The sequence below is a fragment of the Pseudomonas sp. BF-B-15 genome (genome assembly GCF_019946675.1).
Lineage (GTDB): Bacteria > Pseudomonadota > Gammaproteobacteria > Pseudomonadales > Pseudomonadaceae > Aquipseudomonas > Aquipseudomonas migulae.
In genome coordinates this window covers 94,774-118,329 of sequence record NZ_JAGYFZ010000004.1, presented here as the reverse complement: position 1 = coordinate 118,329, position 23,556 = coordinate 94,774, and the positions used below count along the sequence as shown (strand labels likewise).

Annotated in this window: 19 protein-coding genes and 5 tRNA genes; 17 read left to right on the top strand and 7 right to left on the bottom strand. The window is 60.1% G+C overall.

All coding sequences use genetic code 11. The features are described from left to right. Positions 1 to 1,161: nucleobase:cation symporter-2 family protein (locus KGA97_RS02725; protein WP_223480170.1), on the top strand; the 1,161-nt coding region annotated here is incomplete at its 5' end. Between the two features lie 212 nt (positions 1,162 to 1,373). Here KGA97_RS02725 and KGA97_RS02720 read toward each other — a convergent pair. After that, positions 1,374 to 1,449, bottom strand: a tRNA-Asn gene (locus KGA97_RS02720). Positions 1,450 to 1,676: 227 nt separating this feature from the next. Here KGA97_RS02720 and KGA97_RS02715 point away from each other — a divergent pair. Continuing rightward, positions 1,677 to 1,907: a hypothetical protein gene (locus KGA97_RS02715; protein WP_008007186.1), complete on the top strand. Its 231-nt coding sequence runs from the start codon at positions 1,677 to 1,679 to the stop codon at positions 1,905 to 1,907. Here the strand turns inward: KGA97_RS02715 and KGA97_RS02710 are convergent. Further along, positions 1,904 to 2,113 carry a hypothetical protein gene (locus KGA97_RS02710; RefSeq protein WP_008028325.1) on the bottom strand — a complete coding sequence of 70 codons (210 nt, stop codon included), beginning with the start codon at positions 2,111 to 2,113 and terminating at the stop codon, positions 1,904 to 1,906. The genes KGA97_RS02715 and KGA97_RS02710 overlap by 4 nt on opposite strands. Positions 2,114 to 2,345: 232 nt before the next feature. Continuing rightward, positions 2,346 to 3,542 carry an amino acid aminotransferase gene (locus KGA97_RS02705; protein WP_008028323.1) on the bottom strand — a complete coding sequence of 399 codons (1,197 nt, stop codon included), beginning with the start codon at positions 3,540 to 3,542 and terminating at the stop codon, positions 2,346 to 2,348. Positions 3,543 to 3,880: 338 nt separating this feature from the next. Between KGA97_RS02705 and uvrB the strand changes: the two genes are divergently transcribed. Then, on the top strand, positions 3,881 to 5,896 hold the full coding sequence (gene uvrB, locus KGA97_RS02700; protein ID WP_223480169.1) for an excinuclease ABC subunit UvrB: 2,016 nt from the start codon (positions 3,881 to 3,883) through the stop codon (positions 5,894 to 5,896). 55 nt (positions 5,897 to 5,951) lie between these two features. On the opposite strand, the gene KGA97_RS02695 is transcribed toward uvrB, so the two are convergent. Continuing rightward, complete coding sequence (locus KGA97_RS02695; RefSeq protein ID WP_223480172.1) at positions 5,952 to 7,442, bottom strand: MDR family MFS transporter; 1,491 nt, start codon at positions 7,440 to 7,442, stop codon at positions 5,952 to 5,954. Positions 7,443 to 7,491: 49 nt separating this feature from the next. After that, positions 7,492 to 8,541: an HlyD family secretion protein gene (locus KGA97_RS02690; protein WP_192416862.1), complete on the bottom strand. Its 1,050-nt coding sequence runs from the start codon at positions 8,539 to 8,541 to the stop codon at positions 7,492 to 7,494. Between the two features lie 220 nt (positions 8,542 to 8,761). Between KGA97_RS02690 and gltX the strand changes: the two genes are divergently transcribed. The 10 genes from gltX to KGA97_RS02640 all read left to right on the top strand — a co-directional run bounded on the left by gltX (position 8,762) and on the right by KGA97_RS02640 (position 14,803). Beyond that, positions 8,762 to 10,243, top strand: a complete 1,482-nt coding sequence (gene gltX, locus KGA97_RS02685; protein ID WP_008037650.1) for a glutamate--tRNA ligase — start codon at positions 8,762 to 8,764, stop codon at positions 10,241 to 10,243. 239 nt (positions 10,244 to 10,482) lie between these two features. Next, positions 10,483 to 10,558 (top strand) — tRNA-Ala (locus KGA97_RS02680). Positions 10,559 to 10,637: 79 nt separating this feature from the next. Beyond that, a tRNA-Glu gene (locus KGA97_RS02675) sits at positions 10,638 to 10,713 on the top strand. A 53-nt stretch (positions 10,714 to 10,766) separates the two neighbouring features. Next, positions 10,767 to 10,842, top strand: a tRNA-Ala gene (locus KGA97_RS02670). 80 nt (positions 10,843 to 10,922) lie between these two features. Then, positions 10,923 to 10,998: transfer RNA gene (locus KGA97_RS02665), tRNA-Glu, on the top strand. A 183-nt stretch (positions 10,999 to 11,181) separates the two neighbouring features. Next, positions 11,182 to 11,721 carry a TetR/AcrR family transcriptional regulator gene (locus tag KGA97_RS02660; RefSeq protein ID WP_008037648.1) on the top strand — a complete coding sequence of 180 codons (540 nt, stop codon included), beginning with the start codon at positions 11,182 to 11,184 and terminating at the stop codon, positions 11,719 to 11,721. 31 nt (positions 11,722 to 11,752) lie between these two features. After that, positions 11,753 to 12,586, top strand: a complete 834-nt coding sequence (locus KGA97_RS02655) for an alpha/beta fold hydrolase (RefSeq protein WP_008037646.1) — start codon at positions 11,753 to 11,755, stop codon at positions 12,584 to 12,586. A gap of 48 nt (positions 12,587 to 12,634) precedes the next feature. Then, positions 12,635 to 13,072, top strand: coding sequence for an acyl-CoA thioesterase (locus tag KGA97_RS02650; RefSeq protein WP_008037643.1), 438 nt, complete (start codon positions 12,635 to 12,637; stop codon positions 13,070 to 13,072). 204 nt (positions 13,073 to 13,276) lie between these two features. Beyond that, the gene (locus tag KGA97_RS02645; protein WP_192226348.1) at positions 13,277 to 14,236 is read left to right on the top strand and encodes a tRNA dihydrouridine synthase; all 960 of its coding nucleotides are present in this window, start codon (positions 13,277 to 13,279) and stop codon (positions 14,234 to 14,236) included. Between the two features lie 120 nt (positions 14,237 to 14,356). After that, complete coding sequence (locus KGA97_RS02640; protein WP_008028306.1) at positions 14,357 to 14,803, top strand: Hsp20 family protein; 447 nt, start codon at positions 14,357 to 14,359, stop codon at positions 14,801 to 14,803. Positions 14,804 to 14,968: 165 nt separating this feature from the next. On the opposite strand, the gene KGA97_RS02635 is transcribed toward KGA97_RS02640, so the two are convergent. Continuing rightward, the gene (locus KGA97_RS02635; RefSeq protein ID WP_008028304.1) at positions 14,969 to 18,247 is read right to left on the bottom strand and encodes a PAS domain S-box protein; all 3,279 of its coding nucleotides are present in this window, start codon (positions 18,245 to 18,247) and stop codon (positions 14,969 to 14,971) included. Positions 18,248 to 18,313: 66 nt separating this feature from the next. Then, positions 18,314 to 19,204 (bottom strand): LysR family transcriptional regulator, encoded by an 891-nt coding sequence (locus KGA97_RS02630; RefSeq protein ID WP_008028303.1) that lies wholly within the window; start codon positions 19,202 to 19,204, stop codon positions 18,314 to 18,316. A 146-nt stretch (positions 19,205 to 19,350) separates the two neighbouring features. Here KGA97_RS02630 and leuC point away from each other — a divergent pair, with 146 nt between their 5' ends. From leuC to leuB, 4 genes are all read left to right on the top strand, one after another. Then, a complete protein-coding gene (leuC, locus tag KGA97_RS02625) occupies positions 19,351 to 20,769 on the top strand; it encodes a 3-isopropylmalate dehydratase large subunit (RefSeq protein ID WP_008028300.1) in 1,419 nt (472 codons plus the stop codon). Between the two features lie 10 nt (positions 20,770 to 20,779). Next, positions 20,780 to 21,424, top strand: coding sequence for a 3-isopropylmalate dehydratase small subunit (gene leuD / locus KGA97_RS02620; protein WP_008028298.1), 645 nt, complete (start codon positions 20,780 to 20,782; stop codon positions 21,422 to 21,424). Between the two features lie 143 nt (positions 21,425 to 21,567). Beyond that, a complete protein-coding gene (locus KGA97_RS02615) occupies positions 21,568 to 22,335 on the top strand; it encodes a class I SAM-dependent methyltransferase (protein WP_192226352.1) in 768 nt (255 codons plus the stop codon). A gap of 79 nt (positions 22,336 to 22,414) precedes the next feature. Then, positions 22,415 to 23,497, top strand: coding sequence for a 3-isopropylmalate dehydrogenase (leuB, locus tag KGA97_RS02610; RefSeq protein WP_008037639.1), 1,083 nt, complete (start codon positions 22,415 to 22,417; stop codon positions 23,495 to 23,497). Positions 23,498 to 23,556: the final 59 nt, after the last annotated feature.

The window sequence follows — 23,556 nt, the reverse complement described above, 5'->3', positions numbered from 1 at the left end:
TCGTTGATCGGTTTGCTGATCACGCCGGTGTTCTCGCGAATCACCAAGTTTTTCCCGCCGCTGGTGACGGGCATCGTGATCACCACCATCGGCCTGACGCTGATGCCGGTGGCCGCGCGCTGGGCCATGGGTGGCAACAGCCATGCGCCGGATTTCGGCAGCATGGCGAACATCGGCCTGGCAGCGGTAACGCTGGTGCTGGTGTTGTTGCTGAGCAAGATCGGCAGCGCGACCATCTCCCGGTTGTCGATTCTGCTGGCCATGGTCATCGGCACGCTCATCGCGGTATTCCTTGGCATGGCGGACTTCTCGTCCGTTGCCCAGGGCCCGATGTTCGGCTTCCCCACGCCATTCCACTTCGGCATGCCGACCTTCCACTTCGCTGCGATCCTGTCGATGTGCATCGTGGTCATGGTGACGCTGGTCGAAACCTCGGCGGACATCCTCGCGGTCGGTGAAATCATCGACACCAAAGTCGACTCCAAGCGTCTGGGCAACGGTCTGCGCGCCGACATGCTGTCGAGCATGATCGCGCCGATCTTCGGTTCTTTCACCCAGAGTGCGTTCGCCCAGAACGTCGGGCTGGTGGCGGTGACCGGGATCAAGAGCCGTTACGTGGTGGCTACCGGCGGCTTGTTTCTGGTGATCCTCGGCCTGCTGCCCTTCATGGGGCGGGTTATCGCCGCGGTACCGACCTCCGTGCTCGGCGGCGCCGGGATCGTGCTGTTCGGCACCGTGGCGGCCAGCGGAATTCGCACGCTGTCCAAGGTCGACTACCGCAACAACGTCAATCTGATCATCGTCGCCACGTCCATCGGTTTCGGCATGATCCCCATTGCTGCGCCGAACTTTTACGACCACTTCCCAAGCTGGTTCGCCACGATCTTCCACTCGGGCATCAGCTCCTCGGCAATCATGGCCATCGTGCTGAACCTGGCCTTCAACCACCTCACTGCCGGCAACTCGGATCAGCAGTCGGTGTTTGCTGCCGGTACTGAGCGAGTCCTGCGCTATCAGGATCTGGCAGCGCTGCGCGAAGGGGATTACTTCAGCGAAGGCAAGTTGCATGACTGCGACGGGAAGGAGATCCCGGTGATAGAGACGGATCATGGGCATGGCGAGCCGAAGGCGGTGCATGTCAAAAGCAGTGAACATGTCTGAATAAAAAAGGCGCCCCCAGGGGCGCCTTTTTACATGACATGACCCCGTACTGTAGGAGCCGGCTTGCCGGCGATGGCGGCCTTAAGAACGATGCATTCTTCAAGGCCCTCATCGCCGGCAAGCCAGCTCCTACAGGTCTTAAGTCACCTTTTCCAACGCCCACAAAAAAGCCCCTGAACCTTTCGATTCAGGGGCTTTTCTATCTTGCTGTCTGGCTCCACGACCTGGACTCGAACCAGGGACCCAGTGATTAACAGTCACTTGCTCTACCAACTGAGCTATCGCGGAATGGCGTGTATGTTACTGATTCAAAAAGAGAAGTCAAGCACCTGTTGGCAATTTGAGCGATTCGTCGGGACGGACGGCGGTTTATCGGCGATTGGCGGTTACCAGAATCGCACCAGAGGTCTACCATGGCCGCCCGGAAGTGGTGACACGCGCTGCCGGCCATTCGCCGAAAAGGTACGCGCCATGAATCACCCAACCCTCACACTTCGCCACAACGAGGTGTTCGCATGAGCATCGCTCAGATCAGCCTGCCCAAAGGGGTCGGTCCGCACGCCGAAAAATTGTTCGACGCAATCACTCAGGCCAGCACCGCTGACGAATTGAATCGCGCTGGCGGCAAGGCCGAAGGTTTTGTCCTGGGCCTGGAAAGTACCAAGGCCATCAAAAGCCAGGTCGCCGAGTCGCTGTACGTCGCTTATGACGATGCAGCCAGCCAACGCGCGACCGAACTGGCTTAACCGCCGAACGTAATGGTGGCGAGCATCAGTTTGGCGTACAGCAGTGTCGCGCCCAGTTGAACCAGCCACAGCGCCAGGCCGCCAAGAAAGACCCCCGCAGCCACTTGCAGCACCAGGTTGTTGCCGCGTTTGGCCGGGGTGCGGGGGATGAAGTCATTCAGGTCATCCAGGTCATCGCGCTCAGCGCGCAGGTCATCGTTTTTCATGTGGGTTCTCAAGAATTCTCAGGTGTACACAACCTGTGGGAGCGAGCCTGCTCGCGATGATGGCAGCTGATTCAACACATCAGCGACTAAACTGACGCCATCGCGAGCAGGCTCGCTCCCACATTTGATATGTGTGCAGTCTAGAGGGCTTGGTTGGCGGGTTGAGAATTATCTGCGGTCAATAAAAAACGGGAAGCCCAAGGGCTTCCCGTTTTTTGTATCACCGCACGACTCAGATCACCGCAACGATGGCCTTGGTCACCACGTCGATGTTGCTCTGGTTCAACGCCGCCACGCAGATGCGACCGGTGTCCAGGGCGTAGATGCCGAACTCGCTGCGCAGACGGGTCACTTGCTCAACCGTCAGGCCGGAGTAGGAGAACATGCCGCGCTGACGACCGACAAAGCTGAAATCGCGCTGAGGAGCCTGTTTCGCCAGCAGGTCAACCATCTGGGTGCGCATGCCGCGAATCCGCAGGCGCATTTCGGCCAGTTCTTCTTCCCACTGGGCGCGCAGTTCCGGGCTGTTCAATACAGCGGCAACGATGCTTGCACCGTGGGTCGGCGGGTTGGAGTAGTTGGTGCGGATCACGCGTTTGACCTGCGACAGCACGCGCGCGCTTTCTTCTTTCGATTCGCTGACGATCGACAGGGCGCCAACGCGCTCGCCGTAAAGCGAGAACGATTTGGAGAACGAGCTGGAGACGAAGAAAGTCAGGCCCGACTCAGCGAACAGACGCACGGCTGCGGCGTCTTCGTCGATGCCATCGCCAAAGCCCTGGTAGGCCATGTCGAGGAACGGCACGTGACCTTTGGCTTTCACCACCTCCAGAACGTTTTTCCAGTCCGCCGGGCTCAGGTCAACACCGGTCGGGTTGTGGCAGCAGGCGTGCAGCACGACGATCGAGCCGGACGGCAGGGCGTTCAGGTCTTCCAGCAGGCCGGTACGGTTAACGTCGTGGGTCGCGGCGTCGTAGTAACGATAGTTCTGCACCGGGAAACCAGCGGTTTCGAACAGCGCGCGGTGGTTTTCCCAGCTCGGGTCGCTGATCGCCACGACGGCGTTCGGCAGCAGTTGCTTGAGGAAGTCGGCACCGATTTTCAGCGCGCCAGTACCGCCAACGGCCTGAGTGGTGATGACGCGGCCAGCAGCGATCAGCGGCGAGTCATTGCCAAACAGCAGTTTTTGCACGGCCTGGTCGTAGGCAGCGATGCCGTCGATCGGCAAGTAGCCACGGGAAGCGTGTTGAGCGACGCGAATCGTCTCGGCTTCGACAACGGCGCGCAGGAGTGGAATTCGCCCCTCCTCGTTGCAGTAAACACCGACCCCCAGGTTGACCTTGTTGGTACGGGTATCGGCGTTGAATGCTTCGTTGAGGCCCAGGATTGGATCGCGTGGTGCCATTTCGACAGCGGAGAACAGGCTCATTTTTGCGGCGGCTCTGAATGGAGTGTGGAGGGACGTGTCGCGCTCCAGCCGAATGCACTAGAGCGGTGCACAAACGGGGAGCTAGTATAGAGGTCATCCGCGATTGATGGCGACAGTCGATTCGGCTTTTACCGTAAGTTTTTCCGATTATTTTTCGACCGTTAGTCGATTGATCGCGTCAGAGGCTTCAAGGGATGTAGGACGTTTGCCTTGAAAGAGAGGGCAATCGACTCCACATTGAGCACAATCCAGTTTTTTCCTCGGGCGACGTCGGTCGTTTGCGGTCTTTCTCGTTCCTGTCCGGTTTGACCGCGTACGGGTGAACCCAGAGGTATTTCATGTCTGAATTCCAGCTAGTCACCCGCTTCGAGCCCGCCGGCGACCAGCCGGAAGCCATCCGCCTGATGGTCGAGGGCATCGAAGCCGGGCTGGCGCACCAGACGTTGCTTGGTGTGACCGGTTCGGGCAAGACGTTCAGCATCGCCAATGTCATCGCCCAGGTTCAGCGCCCGACGCTGGTACTGGCGCCAAACAAGACCCTGGCCGCGCAGTTGTACGGCGAATTCAAGGCGTTTTTCCCGAACAACGCTGTCGAGTATTTCGTTTCTTACTACGACTACTACCAGCCTGAAGCGTATGTGCCTTCCTCGGACACCTTCATCGAGAAAGACGCCTCGATCAACGATCACATCGAGCAAATGCGACTTTCGGCGACCAAGGCGCTGCTGGAGCGCAAGGACGCGATCATCGTCACCACGGTGTCGTGCATCTACGGTTTGGGCAGTCCGGAAACCTATTTGAAAATGGTGTTGCACGTGGATCGTGGCGACAAGCTCGATCAGCGCGCCTTGCTGCGTCGTCTCGCCGATCTGCAATACACCCGCAACGACATGGATTTCGCCCGTGCGACCTTCCGCGTGCGCGGTGATGTGATCGATATCCACCCGGCTGAATCCGATTTCGAAGCGATCCGTATCGAGCTGTTCGACGACGAAGTCGAGAGCCTGTCGGCCTTCGATCCGCTGACGGGGGAGGTGATTCGCAAGCTGCCGCGTTTCACCTTCTACCCGAAAAGCCACTACGTGACGCCGCGAGAAACCCTGCTCGATGCCATGGAGGGGATCAAGGTCGAATTGCAGGAGCGCCTGGAATACCTGCGTTCCAACAACAAACTGGTGGAAGCGCAGCGCCTCGAACAACGTACCCGTTTCGACCTGGAGATGATTCTCGAACTGGGCTACTGCAACGGCATCGAAAACTATTCCCGCTACCTCTCGGGTCGCGATCCAGGTCAAGCGCCGCCGACCTTGTTCGATTACCTGCCGGCCGACGCCTTGCTGGTGATCGACGAATCCCACGTCAGCGTGCCGCAAGTCGGCGCCATGTATAAGGGCGACCGCTCGCGTAAGGAAACGCTGGTGGAATACGGCTTCCGCCTGCCGTCAGCGCTGGACAACCGGCCAATGCGCTTCGACGAGTTCGAAGGCATCAGCCCGCAAACGATTTTTGTCTCGGCCACGCCGGGCAACTACGAGGCGGAACACGCCGGGCGTGTCATTGATATGGTGGTGCGTCCGACCGGCCTGGTGGACCCGCAAATCGAAATCCGTCCGGCGTTGACTCAGGTCGACGATCTGCTTTCGGAAATCACCAAGCGCGCTGCAGTGGATGAGCGGGTATTGGTCACAACGCTGACCAAGCGCATGGCCGAAGACTTGACCGATTACCTGGCCGACCATGGCGTGCGCGTACGTTATCTGCACTCGGACATCGACACCGTGGAGCGCGTGGAAATCATCCGCGATTTGCGCCTCGGCACCTTCGATGTGCTGGTGGGGATCAACCTGTTGCGTGAAGGCCTGGACATGCCGGAAGTGTCCTTGGTGGCGATTCTCGATGCGGACAAGGAAGGCTTCCTGCGTTCCGAGCGCTCGCTGATCCAGACCATCGGTCGTGCGGCGCGTAACCTCAACGGTCGGGCGATTCTGTATGCGGATCGCATCACCGGTTCCATGGAGCGGGCGATCGGTGAAACCGAGCGTCGTCGCGACAAGCAGATCGCCTTCAACCTGGCCAACGGCATTACGCCGAAGGGTGTGTTCAAGGACGTCGCCGACATCATGGAAGGCGCCACCGTGCCGGGTTCGCGCAGCAAGAAGCGCAAAGGCATGGCCAAGGCTGCCGAGGAAAACGCCAAGTACGAAGCGGAATTGCGTTCGCCGGGGGAAGTCGCCAAGCGGATCAAGGCGCTGGAAGAGAAGATGTACCAGCTGGCTCGCGACCTGGAATTCGAAGCGGCGGCGCAGATGCGCGACGAGATTGCCAAGCTGCGGGAGCGGTTGATCGCGGTTTGAGTGTTGTGGTGACTGGGCTTGCCCGCGAAGAGGCCAGTAAAAGCACCACAAAAACTCAGTGTGCTTCGCCAGCCTTCAATCCCGCCGGCAACTGCTTGGTCAACAACACCGCAATCATGCTGATCCCCAGCGCAATCCCGACAAAGTGAAACGCATCGTTGTAAGCCATGATCGACGCCTGCTGATGCGCAATCTCACTGAGCTTGCCCAGCGCCGCCGCTTCACTGCCTAACCGGTCCGTCAGCGACGCCATGCGCTCGGCGACCTGCGGGTTGCTCGGCACAATCGATTCACGCAAATAATCAAAGTAGGTCTTGGTTCGCGCATCCAGCAACGTGGCGAGGAGGGCGATGCCAATGGCGCCGCCGAGGTTGCGCAGGATGTTGAACAGGCTCGACGCCGAGCCCGCGTCCTGCGGCAGGATATACGCGGTGGCGATCAGCGAGATGGTCACCATGATCAGGGGCTGGCCGAGTGCGCGGATGATCTGGATCTGATTGAACTGCGGCCCGGCGAAATCCGGGTTCAGCACCCCCGAGGAAAAACTCGCCAGGCCGAACAAGCCGAAGCCCAGGGTGCACAGCCATTTCGGCGAGATGACCTTCATCAACTTCGGCACCAGCGGGATCAGGAACAGCTGCGGCACGCCCATCCACATGATCACTTCGCCGATCTGCAGGGCGTTGTAGTTCTGGATCTGCGCCAGGTACAGCGGCAACAGAAAGATCGAACCGTACAACCCGACCCCCATTCCCAGGCTGGAAATACTCGATAAGCCGAAGTTGCGATTGCCCAGGATCCCGAGGTTGATCAGCGGATTGGGTTTGGAAAACTGCACGATCACAAAGGTGATCAGGCTGATCAGCGCGATGCTGCCCAGGGTCACGATCAGGTTTGATTCCAGCCAGTCCTTGCGATGGCCTTCCTCCAGAAAAACCTGCAGGCAGCCAAGGCCGATACCGAGCGTAAGAATCCCCATGTAGTCGGTGCTTTTCAGCAGTTCCCAGTGCGCTCCTTTTTTCTCCAGGCCATACATCAGGCCGGCGATCATGATCAGGCCCGGCGGAATGTTGATGTAGAAGATGTATTCCCAGCCCCAGTTTTCCGTCAGCCAGCCGCCGAGCGTCGGGCCGATGGAGGGCGCGAACGTTGCGGTCATGGCAAACATGGCCATGCCTTTGGCGCGATGGTGTTCGGGAAGCTTGATCAGCGTCAGGGTGAACGCCAGCGGGATCAGCGCGCCGCCGGTGAAGCCTTGCAGCGCGCGGAAAATGATCATGCTTTCCAGGCTCCACGCCATCGAGCAGAGCAGGGACGAGGCAAGAAATCCAAGCGAAACCCACACCGCCAGACGGCGTGCGGACAGCAGCTGCACCAGCCACGCCGTGAGCGGAATCATGATGATTTCCGCGACCAGGTACGACGTGGAAATCCATGAGCCTTCTTCCAGCGTCGCCGACAGCGCGCCCTGAATGTCCTTGAGCGACGAGTTGGTGATCTGGATATCGAGCACCGCCATGAAGGCGCCGAGCATCACGCTCATCACGGCGATCCAGTCCCGCCGGGTCGGTTCGCCGGCCGGGCGGATCAGTTGATCACCGGCCATCGTCAGGGGTGTCTTTGATGTTCACTTTGGCGGTGACCGACATGCCCGGACGAATCTTGCCGTGCAGCGGGTTGTCCGCGGCGAAGGTCAGTTTTACCGGAATCCGTTGTACGACTTTGGTGAAGTTGCCCGTGGCATTGTCTGGCGGCAGCAGGCTGAACTGTGCGCCCGAGGCGGCGAACAGGCTGTCGACCCGCGCTTCGATTGGCGTGTCGCCGTAGGCGTCGAAGGTCAGTTCGGCTTTCTGGCCGGGCTGCATGTGGCCGATCTGGGTTTCCTTGAAGTTGGCCTGAATCCAGATGTCCTGATCCGGGACGATCGACAGCAAATAAGCGCCGGCCTGCACGTATTGGCCTTCGCGGGCGGCACGCTGGCCGATCATGCCGCTGATGGGTGCGTGGATTTCACTGCGGGTCAGGTTCAATTCAGCCTGGGCCAGATCGGTCTTGGCGTTGGCGATCATCGCGTCGAGGCGCTTGATCTCGGCGCTGAGGGAGTTGACTTGCTGGCGCTGACTTTGTGCGTCTGCCTGGGCCTTGGTCACCTGCGAGCGGGCGATGTGGGTATCGGCGGAAAGGGTGGTCACGCGCTCTTCCGACACGTAGCCGGGTTTGCGCAGGGTTTGCGCGCGGGACAGGTCAATCTGCGAGCGACCGAGGCTGGCTTGGCTGGACGCGACTTGCGCCTCACTGGAGGCGATCAGGCTGGCTTGCTGCGTCAGTTTGCTCTGGGCTTGCAGGCGTTCGGCCTGGCGGGTGGCGAGGGCGGCGTTGGCGCGGTCGACAGCGAGGTGGAAGTCATCGCCTTCGAGCTTGATCAGCAACTGGCCCTTTTCGACGTGCTGGTTGTCCTGCACCAGCACCTGATCGATGCGTGCGCCCAGCTGGCTCGACACACGGGTGATCTCGCCCTGGACATAGGCGTTATCGGTGCTTTCATAAAACCGTCCTTTGAAGAACCACTGGGCAAACAAGGCCCCGGCAATCAGCAGGACGATCAGCAGGAAAAAAGACAGGCGACGCTTGAGTTGGGCAGGCATGGGGCAAACTGTAGTCGAGAAATTGTAAGGAAAGTTATCAGCAGGCGAATTTGTCATACAGTCGATAGTGGGTAAATGCCATCGGCTGATAATCCACCATTCATCCCGGCCCAGGCCCGTTGTAGACGCAAACTTGGCTTAAATGCCCTGCTCACTGGAGCCGGGCGGGCAACGCCTGTTACCATTCGCCCTTTGTTTTATCTTCATTTCGAGACTTGCCATGACCACCGTCCGCACGCGCATCGCGCCATCGCCTACCGGGGACCCCCACGTAGGTACCGCTTACATCGCTTTGTTCAACTACTGCTTTGCCAAGCAGCACGGCGGTGAGTTCATCCTGCGGATCGAAGACACCGATCAGTTGCGTTCGACCCGCGAGTCCGAACAGCAGATTTTCGACGCCCTGCGCTGGTTGGGCATCGACTGGAGCGAAGGCCCGGACGTCGGCGGCCCGCACGGTCCTTACCGTCAAAGCGAGCGCGGCGACATCTATCAGAAGTATTGCCAGCAATTGGTCGAGATGGGCCATGCCTTCCCGTGCTTCTGCACCGCTGAAGAGCTGGACCAGATGCGCGCCGAGCAAATGGCTCGCGGCGAAACCCCGCGGTACGACGGTCGTGCACTGCTGCTGTCCAAGGAAGAAGTTGCACGTCGCCTGGCCGCTGGCGAACCGCACGTGATCCGCATGAAAGTGCCGAGCGAAGGCGTGTGCGTGGTGCCGGACATGCTGCGTGGCGACGTCGAGATCCCGTGGGATCGCATGGATATGCAAGTCCTGATGAAGACCGACGGCCTGCCGACGTACTTCCTGGCCAACGTGGTCGATGACCATCTGATGGGCATCACCCACGTGCTGCGTGGCGAAGAATGGCTGCCTTCGGCACCGAAACTGATTCTTCTGTACGAATACTTCGGCTGGGAACAACCGGAGCTGTGCTACATGCCGCTGCTGCGTAACCCGGACAAGAGCAAGCTGTCCAAGCGCAAGAACCCGACCTCGGTGACGTTCTACGAGCGCATGGGCTTCATGCCGGAAGCGATGCTCAACTACCTGGGGCGCATGGGCTGGTCGATGCCGGACGAGCGCGAGAAGTTCTCGCTGCAGGAAATGGTCGACAACTTCGACCTGAGCCGTGTCTCCCTCGGCGGGCCGATTTTCGACATCGAGAAACTGTCGTGGCTCAACGGCCAGTGGTTGCGTGACCTGCCGGTGGAAGAGTTCGCCAGCCGCTTGCAGACCTGGGCGCTGAACCCCGAGTACATGATGAAGATCGCGCCGCACGTGCAGGGCCGCGTTGAAACCTTCAGCCAGGTCGCACCGCTGGCCGGATTCTTCTTCGCCGGTGGCGTGAACCCGGATGCCAAGCTGTTTGAATCGAAGAAATTGTCGGGTGATCAGGTTCGTCAGTTGATGCAGTTGATTCTGTGGAAGCTGGAAAGCCTGCGTCAGTGGGAGAAGGACAGCATCACCGCGACCATTCAAGCGGTGGTCGAGTCCCTGGAATTGAAGCTGCGTGACGCCATGCCGCTGATGTTCGCAGCGATCACTGGCCAGGCGAGTTCGGTGTCGGTGCTGGATGCGATGGAAATCCTCGGCCCGGACCTGACGCGTTTCCGTCTGCGCCAGGCCATCGACCTGCTCGGTGGCGTGTCGAAGAAGGAAAACAAGGAGTGGGAAAAACTCCTGGGCAACATCGCCTGATGAACACCGTCCTGTAGGAGCGTTGCTTGCTCGCGAAGAACGATGACGCGGTGTGCCAGACACACCGAGGCGTCCCGTTCGCCGGCAAGCCTGGCTCCTACAGATCGATGTATACCCCGGATTTACGGGGGGAGGGCGGTAAGTGATTGTTATGTCGGCAAAAAACTTTGGAAATTGTTAAAAATAAATTTGACACGTTTCCGAAGCGCCATTAAGATTCGCCCCGTCCTCAGCGATGAGGGGCTATAGCTCAGCTGGGAGAGCGCTTGCATGGCATGCAAGAGGTCGACGGTTCGATCCCGTCTAGCTCCACCAATTTACACTTCAAGGTCTGGCCACACCGGCCTTGAAGCGATCAACACTCAGCGTTGATCTGTTGTATAGAAGGGTTTGCGTCCCCTTCGTCTAGTGGCCTAGGACACCGCCCTTTCACGGCGGTAACAGGGGTTCGAGTCCCCTAGGGGACGCCAGTTTTACAGAAGCGATGTCGCAAGATGCCGCTCCGCCGCGAGGCGAAAAATCCGGGGCTATAGCTCAGCTGGGAGAGCGCTTGCATGGCATGCAAGAGGTCGACGGTTCGATCCCGTCTAGCTCCACCAATTTTACAGTTCAAGGTCTGGCCACACCGGCCTTGAATCGATCAGCTCTCAGCACTGATCAGTTGTATAGAAGGTTTTGCGTCCCCTTCGTCTAGTGGCCTAGGACACCGCCCTTTCACGGCGGTAACAGGGGTTCGAGTCCCCTAGGGGACGCCACGATTACCCGCTCTGCGGGATTTTATAAGGGTCATTCAATTATTGAATGGCCCTTTTGTTTGTCTGGCGTTTGGCCAAATCCCCCATTTCTCTCAAACTGTTCTTCAGACCAGCGGTCACATCTACGACTTGCGGAAAATTATTATGAGAATAATATTCTAGTCGTAATATTCGGAGGCAACGATGAACGATAAAAAAGCTCAAACCCGCGAACGCATTCTCAAGGCCGCCAGCGCAGCGCTGATTCAGCGTGGCCCGGCCGAACCGAGCGTGGGTGAAGTGATGGGCGCAGCCGGCCTGACGGTTGGCGGCTTCTATGCGCACTTCGAAAGCAAGGACGCGATGATGCTGGAAGCGTTCAAGCAACTGCTCGGTCACCGCCGTAGCTTGATCGCTGACATGGACGCCGAGTTGACCGGTGAAGAGCGTCGCGCGTTGGTGGCGGCGTTTTACCTGTCACGCAAACACCGGGATTCCTCTGAATCCGCGTGCCCGATCCCAGCCTCCGTCGGCGAGCTGGGACGCCTGCCGGACGCATTTCGGGTGGCGTTGAATGAGCATGTGGAAATGATGGTCGCGCAGTTGGCGGCCAGCCCGGAAGACACCGACAAAGCCCTGGCCGACATGGCCTTGATGGTCGGTGGATTGGCTCTGGCGCGGGCGCTGGGGCCGGGAGAGTTGTCTGATCGATTGCTGCGTGCCGCCAAGTCGGCGGTGCAATGACCTGAAGGCAATGGCCTGAGGAGTGAGAGCGATGAGCACGTTAAAGTGGGTTCGTGGCGTTAATGGCACCTTGGGCTGGTTTGCACCGAAACTGGTCGCGAGCAAAATGCGACTGGCGTTCATGACGCCGCGGGATCTGCCGCCGCGTGATTGGGAATTGCCGTTATTGGCGAAATCCGAGCGCATCACACTCCGTTTCGGACTCTCGGCGTTGCGCTGGGGGCAAGGCCCGGCGGTCTTGCTGATGCACGGTTGGGAAGGTCGGCCTACGCAGTTTGCCAGCCTGATCACCGCGCTGGTTGACGCCGGCTACACCGTAGTCGCCCTGGACGGTCCGGCTCACGGTCGCTCGCCGGGCAACGAAGCCAACGTTGTGCTGTTCGCCCGGGCCATGCTTGAGGCCGCCGCCGAGTTGCCGCCGCTGCAGGCGGTCATTGGTCACTCGATGGGCGGTGCCAGCGCCATGCTCGCCGTTCAGTTGGGCCTGCGCACCGAAACCCTGGTGACCATCGGCGCTCCGGCGCGGATTCTAGGGGTTCTGCGCGGTTTCGCCCGCTACGTGCGGCTACCGCCAAAAGCCCGTTCGGCGTTCATTCGCCAAGTCGAAAAAGACGTCGGCATGCGCGCGGCTGCATTGGATGTCTCGCGCTATCAGCTCGACATGCCTGGCCTGATCGTTCATGCCGAAGACGACAACTTCGTCCCGGTCAAGGAATCCCAACTGATCCACGAGGCCTGGTTCGACAGTCGCTTGCTGCGGCTGGAGGAGGGCGGTCATCAACGGGTGCTTGCCGACCCGCGGGTGATTGATGGCGTGTTATCACTGCTGGCCGGTCGCAGCCTGCAATCGCGCCAATCGGCCTGAGCATCCGTTACACTGCCCCGGTCGACATCATTTGACCGGGAGTGGGGCATGGGCTGGGATCGGGCAACGCCATTTATAATTGATCTTGCGGTGGACGCCGAGGACATCGACGGGTTGGGGCACGCGAATAACGCGGTGTACGTGACCTGGCTCGAACGCTGCGCCTGGCGCCACTCGCAGCGGCTCGGCCTCGATCTGGTCGAGTACCGGCGGCTGGATCGGGCGATGGCGGTAGTGCGGCACGAGATCGATTACCTGGCGGCGGCCTATGAAGGCGATGAGTTGCAATTGGCGACCTGGATCGTCGATTGGGACCAGCGCCTGAAAATGACTCGACACTTCCAGCTCAAGCGCCCGAGCGACAACACCACGTTACTGCGCGCGCAAACCACGTTTGTCTGCATTGAGCTGTCCACGGGCAAACCCAAGCGCATGCCGGCGGAGTTCATCGAAGGTTACGGCCCGGCGTTGCAAGTCGCGATTTGAGTGTCTTTGCGGGCCTCTTCGCGGGCAAGCCTCGCTCCTACAGGTTTTGTGTCGTTCGCATAATGGCGGAACGACACAAAACCTGTAGGAGCGAGGCTTGCCCGCGAAGGCGTCCGCACAATCAACACCGCCCGGTCTGACGAAATACCTTCTAACCGCCGAAACCAGTAGACTGCCGCACGTTTTTCGTCGAGTGTGTTTTTCATGCAAATTGCTTTGGCGCCCATGGAGGGGTTGGTCGACAACATCCTGCGGGACGTGCTGACCCGTGTGGGCGGTATCGATTGGTGCGTGACCGAGTTCATCCGGATCAACGACCAACTGCTCACCCCTGCCTATTTCCACAAGTTCGGTCCTGAACTGCTGACAGATGCGCGCACCGCGTCCGGCGTGCCATTGCGCGTGCAGCTGTTGGGTTCCGACCCGGTGTGCCTGGCGGAAAACGCCGCGCTGGCCTGCGAGCTGGGTTCCGAAGTCATCGACCTGAACTTCGGCTGCCCGGCCAAGACCGTCAATAAATCCCGTGGCGGCGCGGTACTGCTCAAAGAGCCCGAGCTGTTGAACCAGATCGTCGAGCATGTCCGTCGCGCCGTCCCGGCGCACATTCCGGTCACCGCGAAAATGCGCCTCGGCTTCGACAGCCCTGACGGTTCGCTGGTCTGCGCCACGGCCCTGGCCGAAGGCGGCGCGGAGCATATCGTGGTGCATGCGCGGACCAAGATGGACGGCTACAAGCCGCCGGCGCATTGGGAGTGGATCCCTCGCGTGCAGGAAGTGGTCAAGGTGCCGGTATTCGCCAATGGTGATATCTGGAGCGTCGAAGACTGGCGCCGCTGCCGCGAAATCAGCGGCGTGGAAGACATCATGCTCGGTCGCGGGCTGGTGTCGCGTCCGGACCTGGCCCGACAGATCGCCGCCGCCCGTGCTGGTGAAGAGGTGGTGGAGATGACCTGGGCCGAACTGCTGCCGCTGATTCAGGACTTCTGGCTGCAAGCCAAAGCCCAGATGACGCCACGCCAATCGCCCGGTCGCCTGAAGCAGTGGCTGGCGATGCTGACCCGCAATTATCCCGAGGCGGTTGAGCTGTTCACCCTGCTTCGCCGTGAAACCGAACTGGATCAGGTTTCGCGTTTGCTGGGGTTGCAGGTAGCCGAAGCGGCCTGAAAAAAATCTCGAAATAATCTCTTGAAATGCAATCAGCGGTCCCTATCTAAGGATTACGCGATGCCGAATTCGGGTCGCGGAGACAAAAAACTTGCTGATTGTTTTCAGGAGATTTGAACCATGACTACTGCATTTTCCCTGGCCCCACTGTTCCGTTCCTCGGTAGGCTTCGACCGTTTCAACGACTTGTTCGAAACCGCCCTGCGCAACGAGCCAGGCAGCACCTATCCACCTTACAACGTGGAAAAACACGGTGACGATCAATACCGCATCGTTGTAGCGGCCGCCGGTTTCCAGGAAGAAGACCTGGACCTGCAAGTCGAGAAAGGTGTGCTGACCATCAGTGGCGGCAAACGCGACGCAACTGAAGGCGTGACCTTCCTGCACCAAGGCATCGCCCAGCGCGCGTTCAAACTGTCGTTCCGCCTGGCCGATCACATCGAGATCAAGGCCGCCGACCTGAGCAACGGTCTGTTGAGCATCGACCTGCTGCGTGTCATTCCGGAAGAGGCGAAAGCCAAACGCATCCCAATCAACGGGACGCAAAAACCCGCTTTGCAGCACTAAGGCGGAGCAATGAAAAAGGGCGCCAATGGCGCCCTTTTTTGTGCCCGCTGTTCTCCTGTAGGAGCAAGCTTGCTCGCGATGGACTTCTGGGCAACGCGTTTATCCAGGCAGTACACGTCATCGTTGACGTCCATCGCGAGCAGGCTCGCTCCTACAGGGTGCGGGTTATTTCAGGAGTTTCTGGAACGCCTCCACCGGCAGCGGCTGGCTGTGCAGATAGCCCTGATAAAAATGGCAGCCCAGTCCCTGCAAAAACTCCAACTGTTCCGGCGTCTCCACCCCTTCGGCAATCACTTTCAACTCCAGGCTGCGGGCCATGGCGACGATGGCGCGGATGATCTCGGCGTCGTTCGGGTCGGTAGTCGCATCGCGAATGAACGACTGGTCGATTTTCAGGGTGTCGACCGGCAATCGCTTGAGGTAAGTCAGCGAGGAATAACCGGTGCCAAAGTCGTCCATAGCGAAGCTGATGCCGAGTTTTTTCAGGCGGCGCATTTTGCTGATGGTGTCTTCCAGATTCTGGATGACGATGCCTTCGGTGATCTCCAGTTTCAGCAGCGAGCAGGGCAGGCCGTGGGTGGCGAGGCTGAGCTCGATGCGCTCGACGAAGTCGTTCTGGCGGAATTGTCGTGGGCTGATGTTCACGCACAGGCTGAAGTCGAGCGGGTCGATCAGGCCCTTGGCGATCAACTGTTTAAAGGCATCGCAGGCTTCGTCGACGATCCAGGTGCCGACTTCCAGAATCAGCCCGCTGTCTTCCAGGACCTTGATGAATTCAGTCGGCGATTGCGCGCCCAATTCCGGATGGTTCCAGCGCACCAGCGCTTCGGCGCCGACGATGCGATTGTCGCGGGCGTCCACCTGCGGCTGGTAATGCACGTCGAATTCTCCCCGGGAAAGGGCCAGGCGCAGGTCGGTTTCCATGCGCAGGCGTTCACTGGCGGCCTTCTGCATGGTGTTGTGATACATCTGGGTGGTGTTGCGTCCCGAGTCCTTGGCCCGATACAGCGCGATGTCGGCGCGTTTGAGCAGGTCGGTCGGGGTCGAACCATGATCGGGAATCAGCGCGATACCGATACTCGGTGTCACTTGCAGGCGCTGGCCGTCGAGGAACATCGGTTCCGACAGCAGTTCGCGCAAGGTGTCCGCCAGTTCGCGGACCTGCTCGCTGACTTCATTGCGCGAACCTTCCAGGCCGCTGAGCAGCACCACGAATTCGTCACCGCCCAGGCGTGCCACGGTGTCTTCCATGCGCACGCTGGCTTCGAGGCGCGCAGTGATGATCTTCAGCACCGTGTCACCCACCGGATGGCCGAGCGAATCGTTGATGTGCTTGAAGTGGTCGAGGTCCAGAAACATCAGGGCGCCGCGCAGGTTGTGGCGTTTGAGCAGGGCGATCTGCTGGCTCAGGCGATCCATCAGCAGTGCGCGGTTGGGCAGGTTGGTCAGCGGGTCGTGGTAGGCCAGGTGGCGGATCTGTGCTTCGGCGTTTTTCAACAGGCTGACGTCCCGCGCGGTCAGCAGCAGGCACGCGGTTTCATTGAGGGTGATCGGTTCTACCGAGACTTCGACGGTCAGCAAGTCGCCATGCTTGTTGCGCCCAAGCATTTCCTGGTGATGCACGCGGCCCTTGATCTGCAGCTCGGCCAGCAGCGCCGAGCGTTGTTTTTCTTCGGCCCAGATGCCGACCTGGTACACCGTGCGGCCGACGACTTCATCGGCGCGGTAGCCGGTCAGGCGGCAGAAACCGTCGTTGACCTCCAGATAGCGCCCGGTGTCGCGTTCGGTGATGGTGATGGCGTCGGGGCTGGAGTGGAAGGCCTTGGCGAACTTCTCCTCGCTGGCCTTGAGCGCCGCTTCCGAACGTTGTTGCTGGGTGATGTCACGCAAAGTGGTAACGATGCACGGCTGGTCGCCGACACTGATCTGGCGGCTGGAAATCACGCAGGTCAGCGACTGGCCGTCCTTGTGCTGGACGATGATGGCGACGTTGTTCAGGCCTTGTTCGCGGATGACTTGTTCGATCCGGCGCAGGCTTTTCGCCGAGGCGTCCCACAGACCGATTTCGTCGGCGCTGCGACCAATCACCTCGGCGGTGCTCCAGCCAAAGGTCTGGGTGAAACTGGAGTTGATCTCGATGAACTGGCCGGTGTCCTGGCGAGTAACGCAGATCGGGTCCGGGCTGACCTGGAACAGGGTGGCAAATTTCTCTTCGGAGGCGACCAGCTTCTGTTCGCGTTCGACCTGATCGGTAATGTCCAGCAAGGTCCCCGCCATGCGTAGCGGTGCGCCGTTTTCATCGCGGTAGAGGCGGGCGCGGCTTTCCAGGTAACGCGAAGTGCCGTCCTCCAGCTGCACGCGGTAGGTCAACTGATAGTTGCCGGCCGGACCTTCGCGCAGGCTGCGATAGGCATCGCGCATGCTGTCGCGCTCCTCGCCGGGCACGCCTTCGAAAAACTCGTCGAAGGATTCATGGAACGGTATGGGGTCCAGTCCGTGCAACTGCGCGGCGCGGGCCGAGCCATACAACATGCCGCTGGGAATGTGCCAGTCCCAGGTGCCGAGCTGCGCCGAGTCCAGCGCCAGATCGAGGCGCTCCTGGCTGTCTTTCAAGGCGAGTTCGGCAGCCTTGCGTTCAGTGGTGTCGAGGAAAGTGCTGAGCAGATAGGGCTGGCCCTCGAGCTCGACTTTTTGCGCGCTGAGAATGCCATCGTGGACCTGGCCATTACTGGCGCGGAACTGCACCTCCATGCTGACCAGCTCACCTTTGGCCTTGGTCGCCTTGACCAGTTTCTCCCGTTGCTCCGGGTGCACCCACAGGCCCAGTTCGAGCGTGGTGCGGCCAATCGCGTTTTGCACCGGCCAGCCGAACAGGCTTTCGAAATACTGGTTGGCTTCGGTGATCAGGCCATCTTCCTGGCGAGTCAGTAGCACCATGTTCGGGCACAGGTGAAACAGCGTCGCGAAGCGTTTTTCCGAGCTGCTCAGCGCCTGTTCGCGCTGACGCTGGTGGGTGATCTCGCGGATCACCCCGATCATGCGTGGTCGCCCGTGTTTGTCCGGCAGCAGGCTGCCGTTGATCTCCAGCCAGTGCAGGCTGCCGTCGGGCCAGCGAATGCGGTGATGCATCGCCTGTTCCAGTGGCGCGCCGGCGATTACCGCGTGGAAGGCACGGAGGGTTTTCGCTCGATCCTCCGGGGGCAACAGGTCGAGGTATTCCAGATCCGCCGGCAACGGTTGCCGGGGGTCGAAGCCGAACAGCGCCTGCGTACCCCGCGACCAACTGATCTGCCCGCGTTCGATGTCCCAGTACCAGGCGCCCAAACGTGCTCCGTTCAGGGCGGCCAGCAGCTGCGGCGCACTCTCCCAGCTCTGCTCGGATCGTTTCGGGTCAAGCGCCTGAATACGTGGCATCGGCGGAATACGGTCAACAGATTTCGGCATTGGCAGGCCTTGGGCTGAATGGGGCGTTAGGCGCAGGTATTTGAGGCTCTATAGGAGTAGCACAAATTAGCCTTGAGTCCCTGGCAGATCGAGTTGTGCATCCAGCAAGGCCATAAAAGCCCGTGCTGCGTTCGACAGCGTCCGTTCGGTGTGCAAGATATAGCCTAGCTGGCGAGTCAGTTGTATGCCGGGCAAAGGTATTCGCGCAACCTGATCGTCAAGCATTGTGCGCGGCAAAACGCTCCAGGCCAGGCCGATCGACACCATCATCTTGATGGTTTCCAGATAATTCGTGCTCATGGCGATGTTCGGCGTCAAGCCTTGGGCTTCGAACAGGCGCCGCACGATATGGTGAGTAAAGGTGTTGCCACCGGGGAACACCGCCGGATGCAGGGCGATGTCCGCCAGGCTGACCGCGCCATTGCTGATCAGTGAATGCTCCGGCGCGGCCACGAAATCCAGCGGGTCGTCCCACACCGGCGTGGCCTTGACCAGGGCATGAGGCTCGGGCGCGAGGGTGATGACGGCCAACTCGGCACGACCGTGGAGGATTTCTTCGTAGGCCACTTCCGAATCGAGGAACTGAATATCCAGCGCCACTTGTGGGTAGCGTCGGGTGAATTCCCTTAACAAGGGCGGCAAACGGTGCAGGCCGATGTGGTGACTGGTGGCCAGCGTCAGGCGGCCGGTCACTTCGCCAGTCAGGTTAGTCAGGGCGCGGCGGGTGTCGTCCAGCACGTTCAGAATCTGATAAGCCCGTGGCAGCAGGGCGCGTCCGGCTTCGGTCAGGCCGACTTCGCGGCCCAGTCGATCAAACAGTCGCACCTTCAATTGCTGCTCCAGCCCGGCGATCCGTTTGCTGATAGCCGGTTGCGTCAGGTGCAGCCGTTCGCCGGCACCGGAGAAGCTTCCTGTCTCGGCAATGGCAATAAAGGCATTAAGGTTGGCCAGGTCCATCGTAGTATTCCAGTTGGTTATCCAAAGCATAAAAAATATGAATTTGAGTTATTTAATGTAACCCCCTAGGATCGACCTCACAAGCCAAAGGGTTATTGAATCTCTCAAGACCCAGGGCATAGAAACACGCTGATGAGGACCGTCTGATGGCCGGCAAAACGCTTTACGACAAGCTTTGGGATTCCCATGAAGTGAAACGGCGCGACGATGGGTCGTCGCTGATCTATATCGACCGCCACATCATCCATGAAGTGACTTCGCCCCAAGCTTTCGAAGGCCTGCGCCTGGCCGGGCGCAAGCCTTGGCGCGTCGACTCGATCATCGCCACGCCGGATCACAACGTACCGACCACTCCGGATCGCAAGGGCGGCATCGAAGCGATTACCGACCAGGTCTCGCGTTTGCAGGTTCAGACCCTCGACGACTACTGCGATGAATATGGCATCACCGAATTCAAAATGAATGACGTGCGCCAGGGCATCGTTCACGTGATCGGTCCGGAGCAGGGCGCAACCTTGCCGGGCATGACCGTGGTCTGCGGCGACTCGCACACCTCGACCCACGGTGCATTTGGCGCCCTGGCCCATGGCATCGGCACTTCCGAGGTCGAGCACGTGTTCGCCACACAGTGCCTGGTCGCCAAGAAAATGAAGAATATGCTGGTGTCGGTCGAAGGCAAACTGCCGTTCGGCGTGACCGCCAAGGACATCGTGCTCGCGGTCATCGGCAAGATCGGCACCGCCGGCGGTAATGGCCACGCCATCGAGTTTGCCGGCAGCGCCATTCGCGACTTGTCTATCGAAGGCCGCATGACCATCTGCAACATGTCCATCGAGGCCGGCGCTCGCGTAGGCCTGGTGGCGGCGGATGAAAAAACCGTGGCGTACGTGAAAGGCCGTCCGTTTGCCCCGAAAGGCGCGGAATGGGACCTCGCTGTCGAAGCCTGGAAAGACCTGGTTTCCGATGCTGATGCGGTGTTCGACACCGTCGTCGAGCTCGACGCCACTCAGATCAAGCCTCAAGTCAGCTGGGGCACTTCGCCCGAGATGGTGTTGGCGGTCGATCAGAACGTGCCGGACCCGGCGAAGGAAATGGACCTGGTCAAACGCGGTTCCATCGAGCGCGCCCTGAAGTACATGGGTTTGACCGCCAATCAGGCGATCACCGACATTCAGCTGGACCGCGTGTTCATTGGCTCCTGCACCAACTCGCGGATCGAAGACCTGCGCGCTGCGGCGGTGATCGCCAAGGGCCGCAAAGTGGCTTCGACCATCAAGCAAGCCATCGTGGTGCCGGGCTCGGGCCTGGTGAAGGCGCAAGCCGAAGCCGAAGGCCTGGACAAGATTTTCCTCGAAGCCGGTTTCGAGTGGCGTGAACCGGGTTGCTCGATGTGCCTGGCGATGAACCCGGACCGTTTGGAGTCGGGCGAGCATTGCGCATCGACCTCCAACCGCAACTTCGAAGGGCGTCAGGGCGCCGGTGGCCGTACGCACCTGGTCAGCCCGGCCATGGCCGCGGCGGCTGCCGTCAACGGTCGTTTCATCGACGTTCGCGAACTGATCTGAGGAACCGCACATGAGAGCTTTTACCCAACACACCGGTTTGGTCGCGCCATTGGATCGTGCCAACGTCGACACCGACCAGATCATTCCGAAGCAGTTCTTGAAGTCGATCAAGCGCACCGGTTTTGGCCCGAACCTGTTTGACGAATGGCGCTACCTGGACGTGGGTTATGCCTACCAGGACAACTCCAAGCGTCCGCTGAACAAGGATTTCGTCCTCAACGCCGAGCGTTACCAGGGCGCCAGCGTCTTGTTGGCCCGCGAGAACTTCGGTTGCGGCTCCAGTCGCGAGCACGCGCCGTGGGCGCTGGAAGAGTACGGTTTCCGCAGCATCATTGCGCCGAGCTATGCCGACATCTTCTACAACAACAGCTTCAAGAACGGCTTGCTGCCGATCATCTTGAGCGACGCTGAAGTGGATGAACTGTTCCAGCAGGTCGAGGCGAATCCTGGCTACGAGTTGAAGATCGACCTGCAAGCCCAGACCGTGACCCGGCCGGACGGCAAGGTCTACAGCTTCGAGCTCGACGAGTTCCGCAAGCATTGCCTGGTCAACGGTCTCGATGACATCGGCCTGACTTTGCAGGATCACGAGGCGATTGCATCGTTTGAAGCCAAGCATCGTGCGAGCCAGCCTTGGTTGTTTCGCGACGCTTGATTTGAAATTGATGTAGTCAGGGCTGGCCTCATCGCGGGCAAGCCTCGCTCCTACAGGTATTGCGCTGTCCTTGTAGGAGCGAGGCTTGCCCGCGAAGAGGCCCGAAAAAACACCCCAAGACTCACCCGAAAAAGGAAGTCCACATGACCAGCACCGCCCAGCACAGCCAGGTAGTCCAAAAGCAATTCGGCGAACAGGCCTCGGCCTACCTGAGCAGCGCCGTCCACGCTCAAGGCACTGAATTTGCGCTGCTACAGGCTGAGCTGGCCGGGCAGGGCGATGCCCGCGTGCTGGACCTCGGTTGCGGCGCCGGTCACGTGAGTTTTCACGTGGCGTCGCTGGTCAAGGAAGTGGTGGCTTACGATCTTTCGCAGCAAATGCTCGATGTGGTCGCCGGTGCTGCCGCTGATCGTGGGTTGGGCAACGTGTCCACGGTCCTGGGTGCCGCCGAGCGGTTGCCATTCGCCGATGGCGAATTCGACTTCGTCTTCAGCCGTTATTCGGCGCACCATTGGAGCGATCTCGGCCTGGCCCTGCGTGAAGTCCGGCGGGTGTTGAAGCCGGGCGGCGTGGCGGCGTTCATCGACGTGTTGTCACCGGGTAGCCCGTTGTTCGACACTTACCTGCAAAGTGTCGAAGTGCTGCGCGACACCAGCCATGTGCGCGATTATTCCGCCGGCGAGTGGCTGCGTCAGGTCAGCGAGGCGGGGTTGCACACTCGCAGCACCACGCGTCAGCGCCTGCGTCTGGAGTACACCAGCTGGGTCGAGCGCATGCGCACACCACAAGTGATGCGCGCCGCGATCCTCGAATTGCAGCAGTCGATGGGTAACGAAGTGCGCGAATATTTTGAGATTGAGGCCGATGGTTCGTTCAGTACCGATGTACTGGTGCTGATGGCAGAACGATAAGCTCGGAAACATAAGCACCGAGCGATAGAATTTTTCCGGGCGTGCCCAAGGGCACACCGACTGATGACATGAGGAAAGCATGAGCAAGCAGATTCTGATTCTCCCAGGTGACGGTATTGGCCCGGAAATCATGGCCGAAGCGGTCAAGGTGCTGGAACTGGCCAACGACAAGTACAACCTGGGCTTCGAACTGAGCCACGACGTGATCGGCGGCGCCGCCATCGACAAGCACGGTGTGCCTCTGGCCGACGAAACCCTGGAGCGTGCTCGCGCCGCCGACGCTGTTTTGCTGGGCGCCGTGGGCGGCCCGAAATGGGACACCATCGAGCGTGACATCCGTCCTGAGCGTGGTCTGCTGAAGATTCGTGCGCAACTGGGCCTGTTTGGCAACCTGCGTCCGGCGATCCTGTACCCGCAACTGGCCGAAGCTTCCAGCCTGAAAGCCGAAATCGTTTCCGGCCTGGACATCCTGATCGTTCGCGAGCTGACCGGCGGCATCTACTTCGGCGCGCCGCGTGGCACCCGCACCCTGGAAAACGGCGAGCGTCAGTCCTACGACACGCTGCCGTACAGCGAAAGCGAAATCCGCCGCATCGCCCGTGTCGGTTTCGACATGGCCATGGTGCGCGGCAAGAAGCTGTGCTCGGTGGACAAGGCCAACGTGTTGGCTTCCAGCCAACTGTGGCGTGAAATCGTCGAAGAAGTGGCCAAGGATTACCCGGAAGTCGAACTGAGCCACATGTACGTCGACAACGCCGCCATGCAACTAGTGCGCGCACCGAAGCAGTTCGACGTGATCGTCACCGACAACATGTTCGGCGATATCCTGTCCGACCAGGCGTCGATGCTCACCGGTTCCATCGGCATGCTGCCGTCGGCATCGCTGGATACCCACAACAAGGGCATGTACGAGCCGTGCCACGGTTCGGCTCCGGACATCGCGGGCAAGGGCATCGCCAACCCGCTGGCGACCATTTTGTCGGTGTCGATGATGTTGCGTTACAGCTTCAACCAGTCGGATGCAGCGGATGCCATCGAGAAGGCCGTGAGCCTGGTGCTGGATCAGGGCCTGCGGACGGGCGACATCTGGTCGACCGGTTGCACTAAAGTCGGTACGCAGGAAATGGGTGACGCAGTAGTCGCCGCGCTGCGGAATCTGTAATCTCTCGGGCCCGCTGCCACTTTCCACTTCGAAAGCAGCGGCCCACTTTTCAAGAAGGT

What these genes read in the sequence shown, in the direction of transcription:
- KGA97_RS02710 (WP_008028325.1), bottom strand. Translation starts at nt 2,113, where the DNA reads ATGAAAAACGATGACCTGCGCGCTGAGCGCGATGACCTGGATGACCTG.
- KGA97_RS02640 (WP_008028306.1), top strand. Translation starts at nt 14,357, where the DNA reads ATGACTACTGCATTTTCCCTGGCCCCACTGTTCCGTTCCTCGGTAGGC.
- KGA97_RS02635 (WP_008028304.1), bottom strand. Translation starts at nt 18,247, where the DNA reads ATGCCGAAATCTGTTGACCGTATTCCGCCGATGCCACGTATTCAGGCG.
- uvrB (WP_223480169.1), top strand. Translation starts at nt 3,881, where the DNA reads ATGTCTGAATTCCAGCTAGTCACCCGCTTCGAGCCCGCCGGCGACCAG.
- KGA97_RS02645 (WP_192226348.1), top strand. Translation starts at nt 13,277, where the DNA reads ATGCAAATTGCTTTGGCGCCCATGGAGGGGTTGGTCGACAACATCCTG.
- KGA97_RS02690 (WP_192416862.1), bottom strand. Translation starts at nt 8,541, where the DNA reads ATGCCTGCCCAACTCAAGCGTCGCCTGTCTTTTTTCCTGCTGATCGTC.
- leuB (WP_008037639.1), top strand. Translation starts at nt 22,415, where the DNA reads ATGAGCAAGCAGATTCTGATTCTCCCAGGTGACGGTATTGGCCCGGAA.
- KGA97_RS02715 (WP_008007186.1), top strand. Translation starts at nt 1,677, where the DNA reads ATGAGCATCGCTCAGATCAGCCTGCCCAAAGGGGTCGGTCCGCACGCC.
- KGA97_RS02615 (WP_192226352.1), top strand. Translation starts at nt 21,568, where the DNA reads ATGACCAGCACCGCCCAGCACAGCCAGGTAGTCCAAAAGCAATTCGGC.
- KGA97_RS02655 (WP_008037646.1), top strand. Translation starts at nt 11,753, where the DNA reads ATGAGCACGTTAAAGTGGGTTCGTGGCGTTAATGGCACCTTGGGCTGG.
- leuC (WP_008028300.1), top strand. Translation starts at nt 19,351, where the DNA reads ATGGCCGGCAAAACGCTTTACGACAAGCTTTGGGATTCCCATGAAGTG.
- KGA97_RS02650 (WP_008037643.1), top strand. Translation starts at nt 12,635, where the DNA reads ATGGGCTGGGATCGGGCAACGCCATTTATAATTGATCTTGCGGTGGAC.
- leuD (WP_008028298.1), top strand. Translation starts at nt 20,780, where the DNA reads ATGAGAGCTTTTACCCAACACACCGGTTTGGTCGCGCCATTGGATCGT.
- KGA97_RS02630 (WP_008028303.1), bottom strand. Translation starts at nt 19,204, where the DNA reads ATGGACCTGGCCAACCTTAATGCCTTTATTGCCATTGCCGAGACAGGA.
- KGA97_RS02705 (WP_008028323.1), bottom strand. Translation starts at nt 3,542, where the DNA reads ATGAGCCTGTTCTCCGCTGTCGAAATGGCACCACGCGATCCAATCCTG.
- gltX (WP_008037650.1), top strand. Translation starts at nt 8,762, where the DNA reads ATGACCACCGTCCGCACGCGCATCGCGCCATCGCCTACCGGGGACCCC.
- KGA97_RS02660 (WP_008037648.1), top strand. Translation starts at nt 11,182, where the DNA reads ATGAACGATAAAAAAGCTCAAACCCGCGAACGCATTCTCAAGGCCGCC.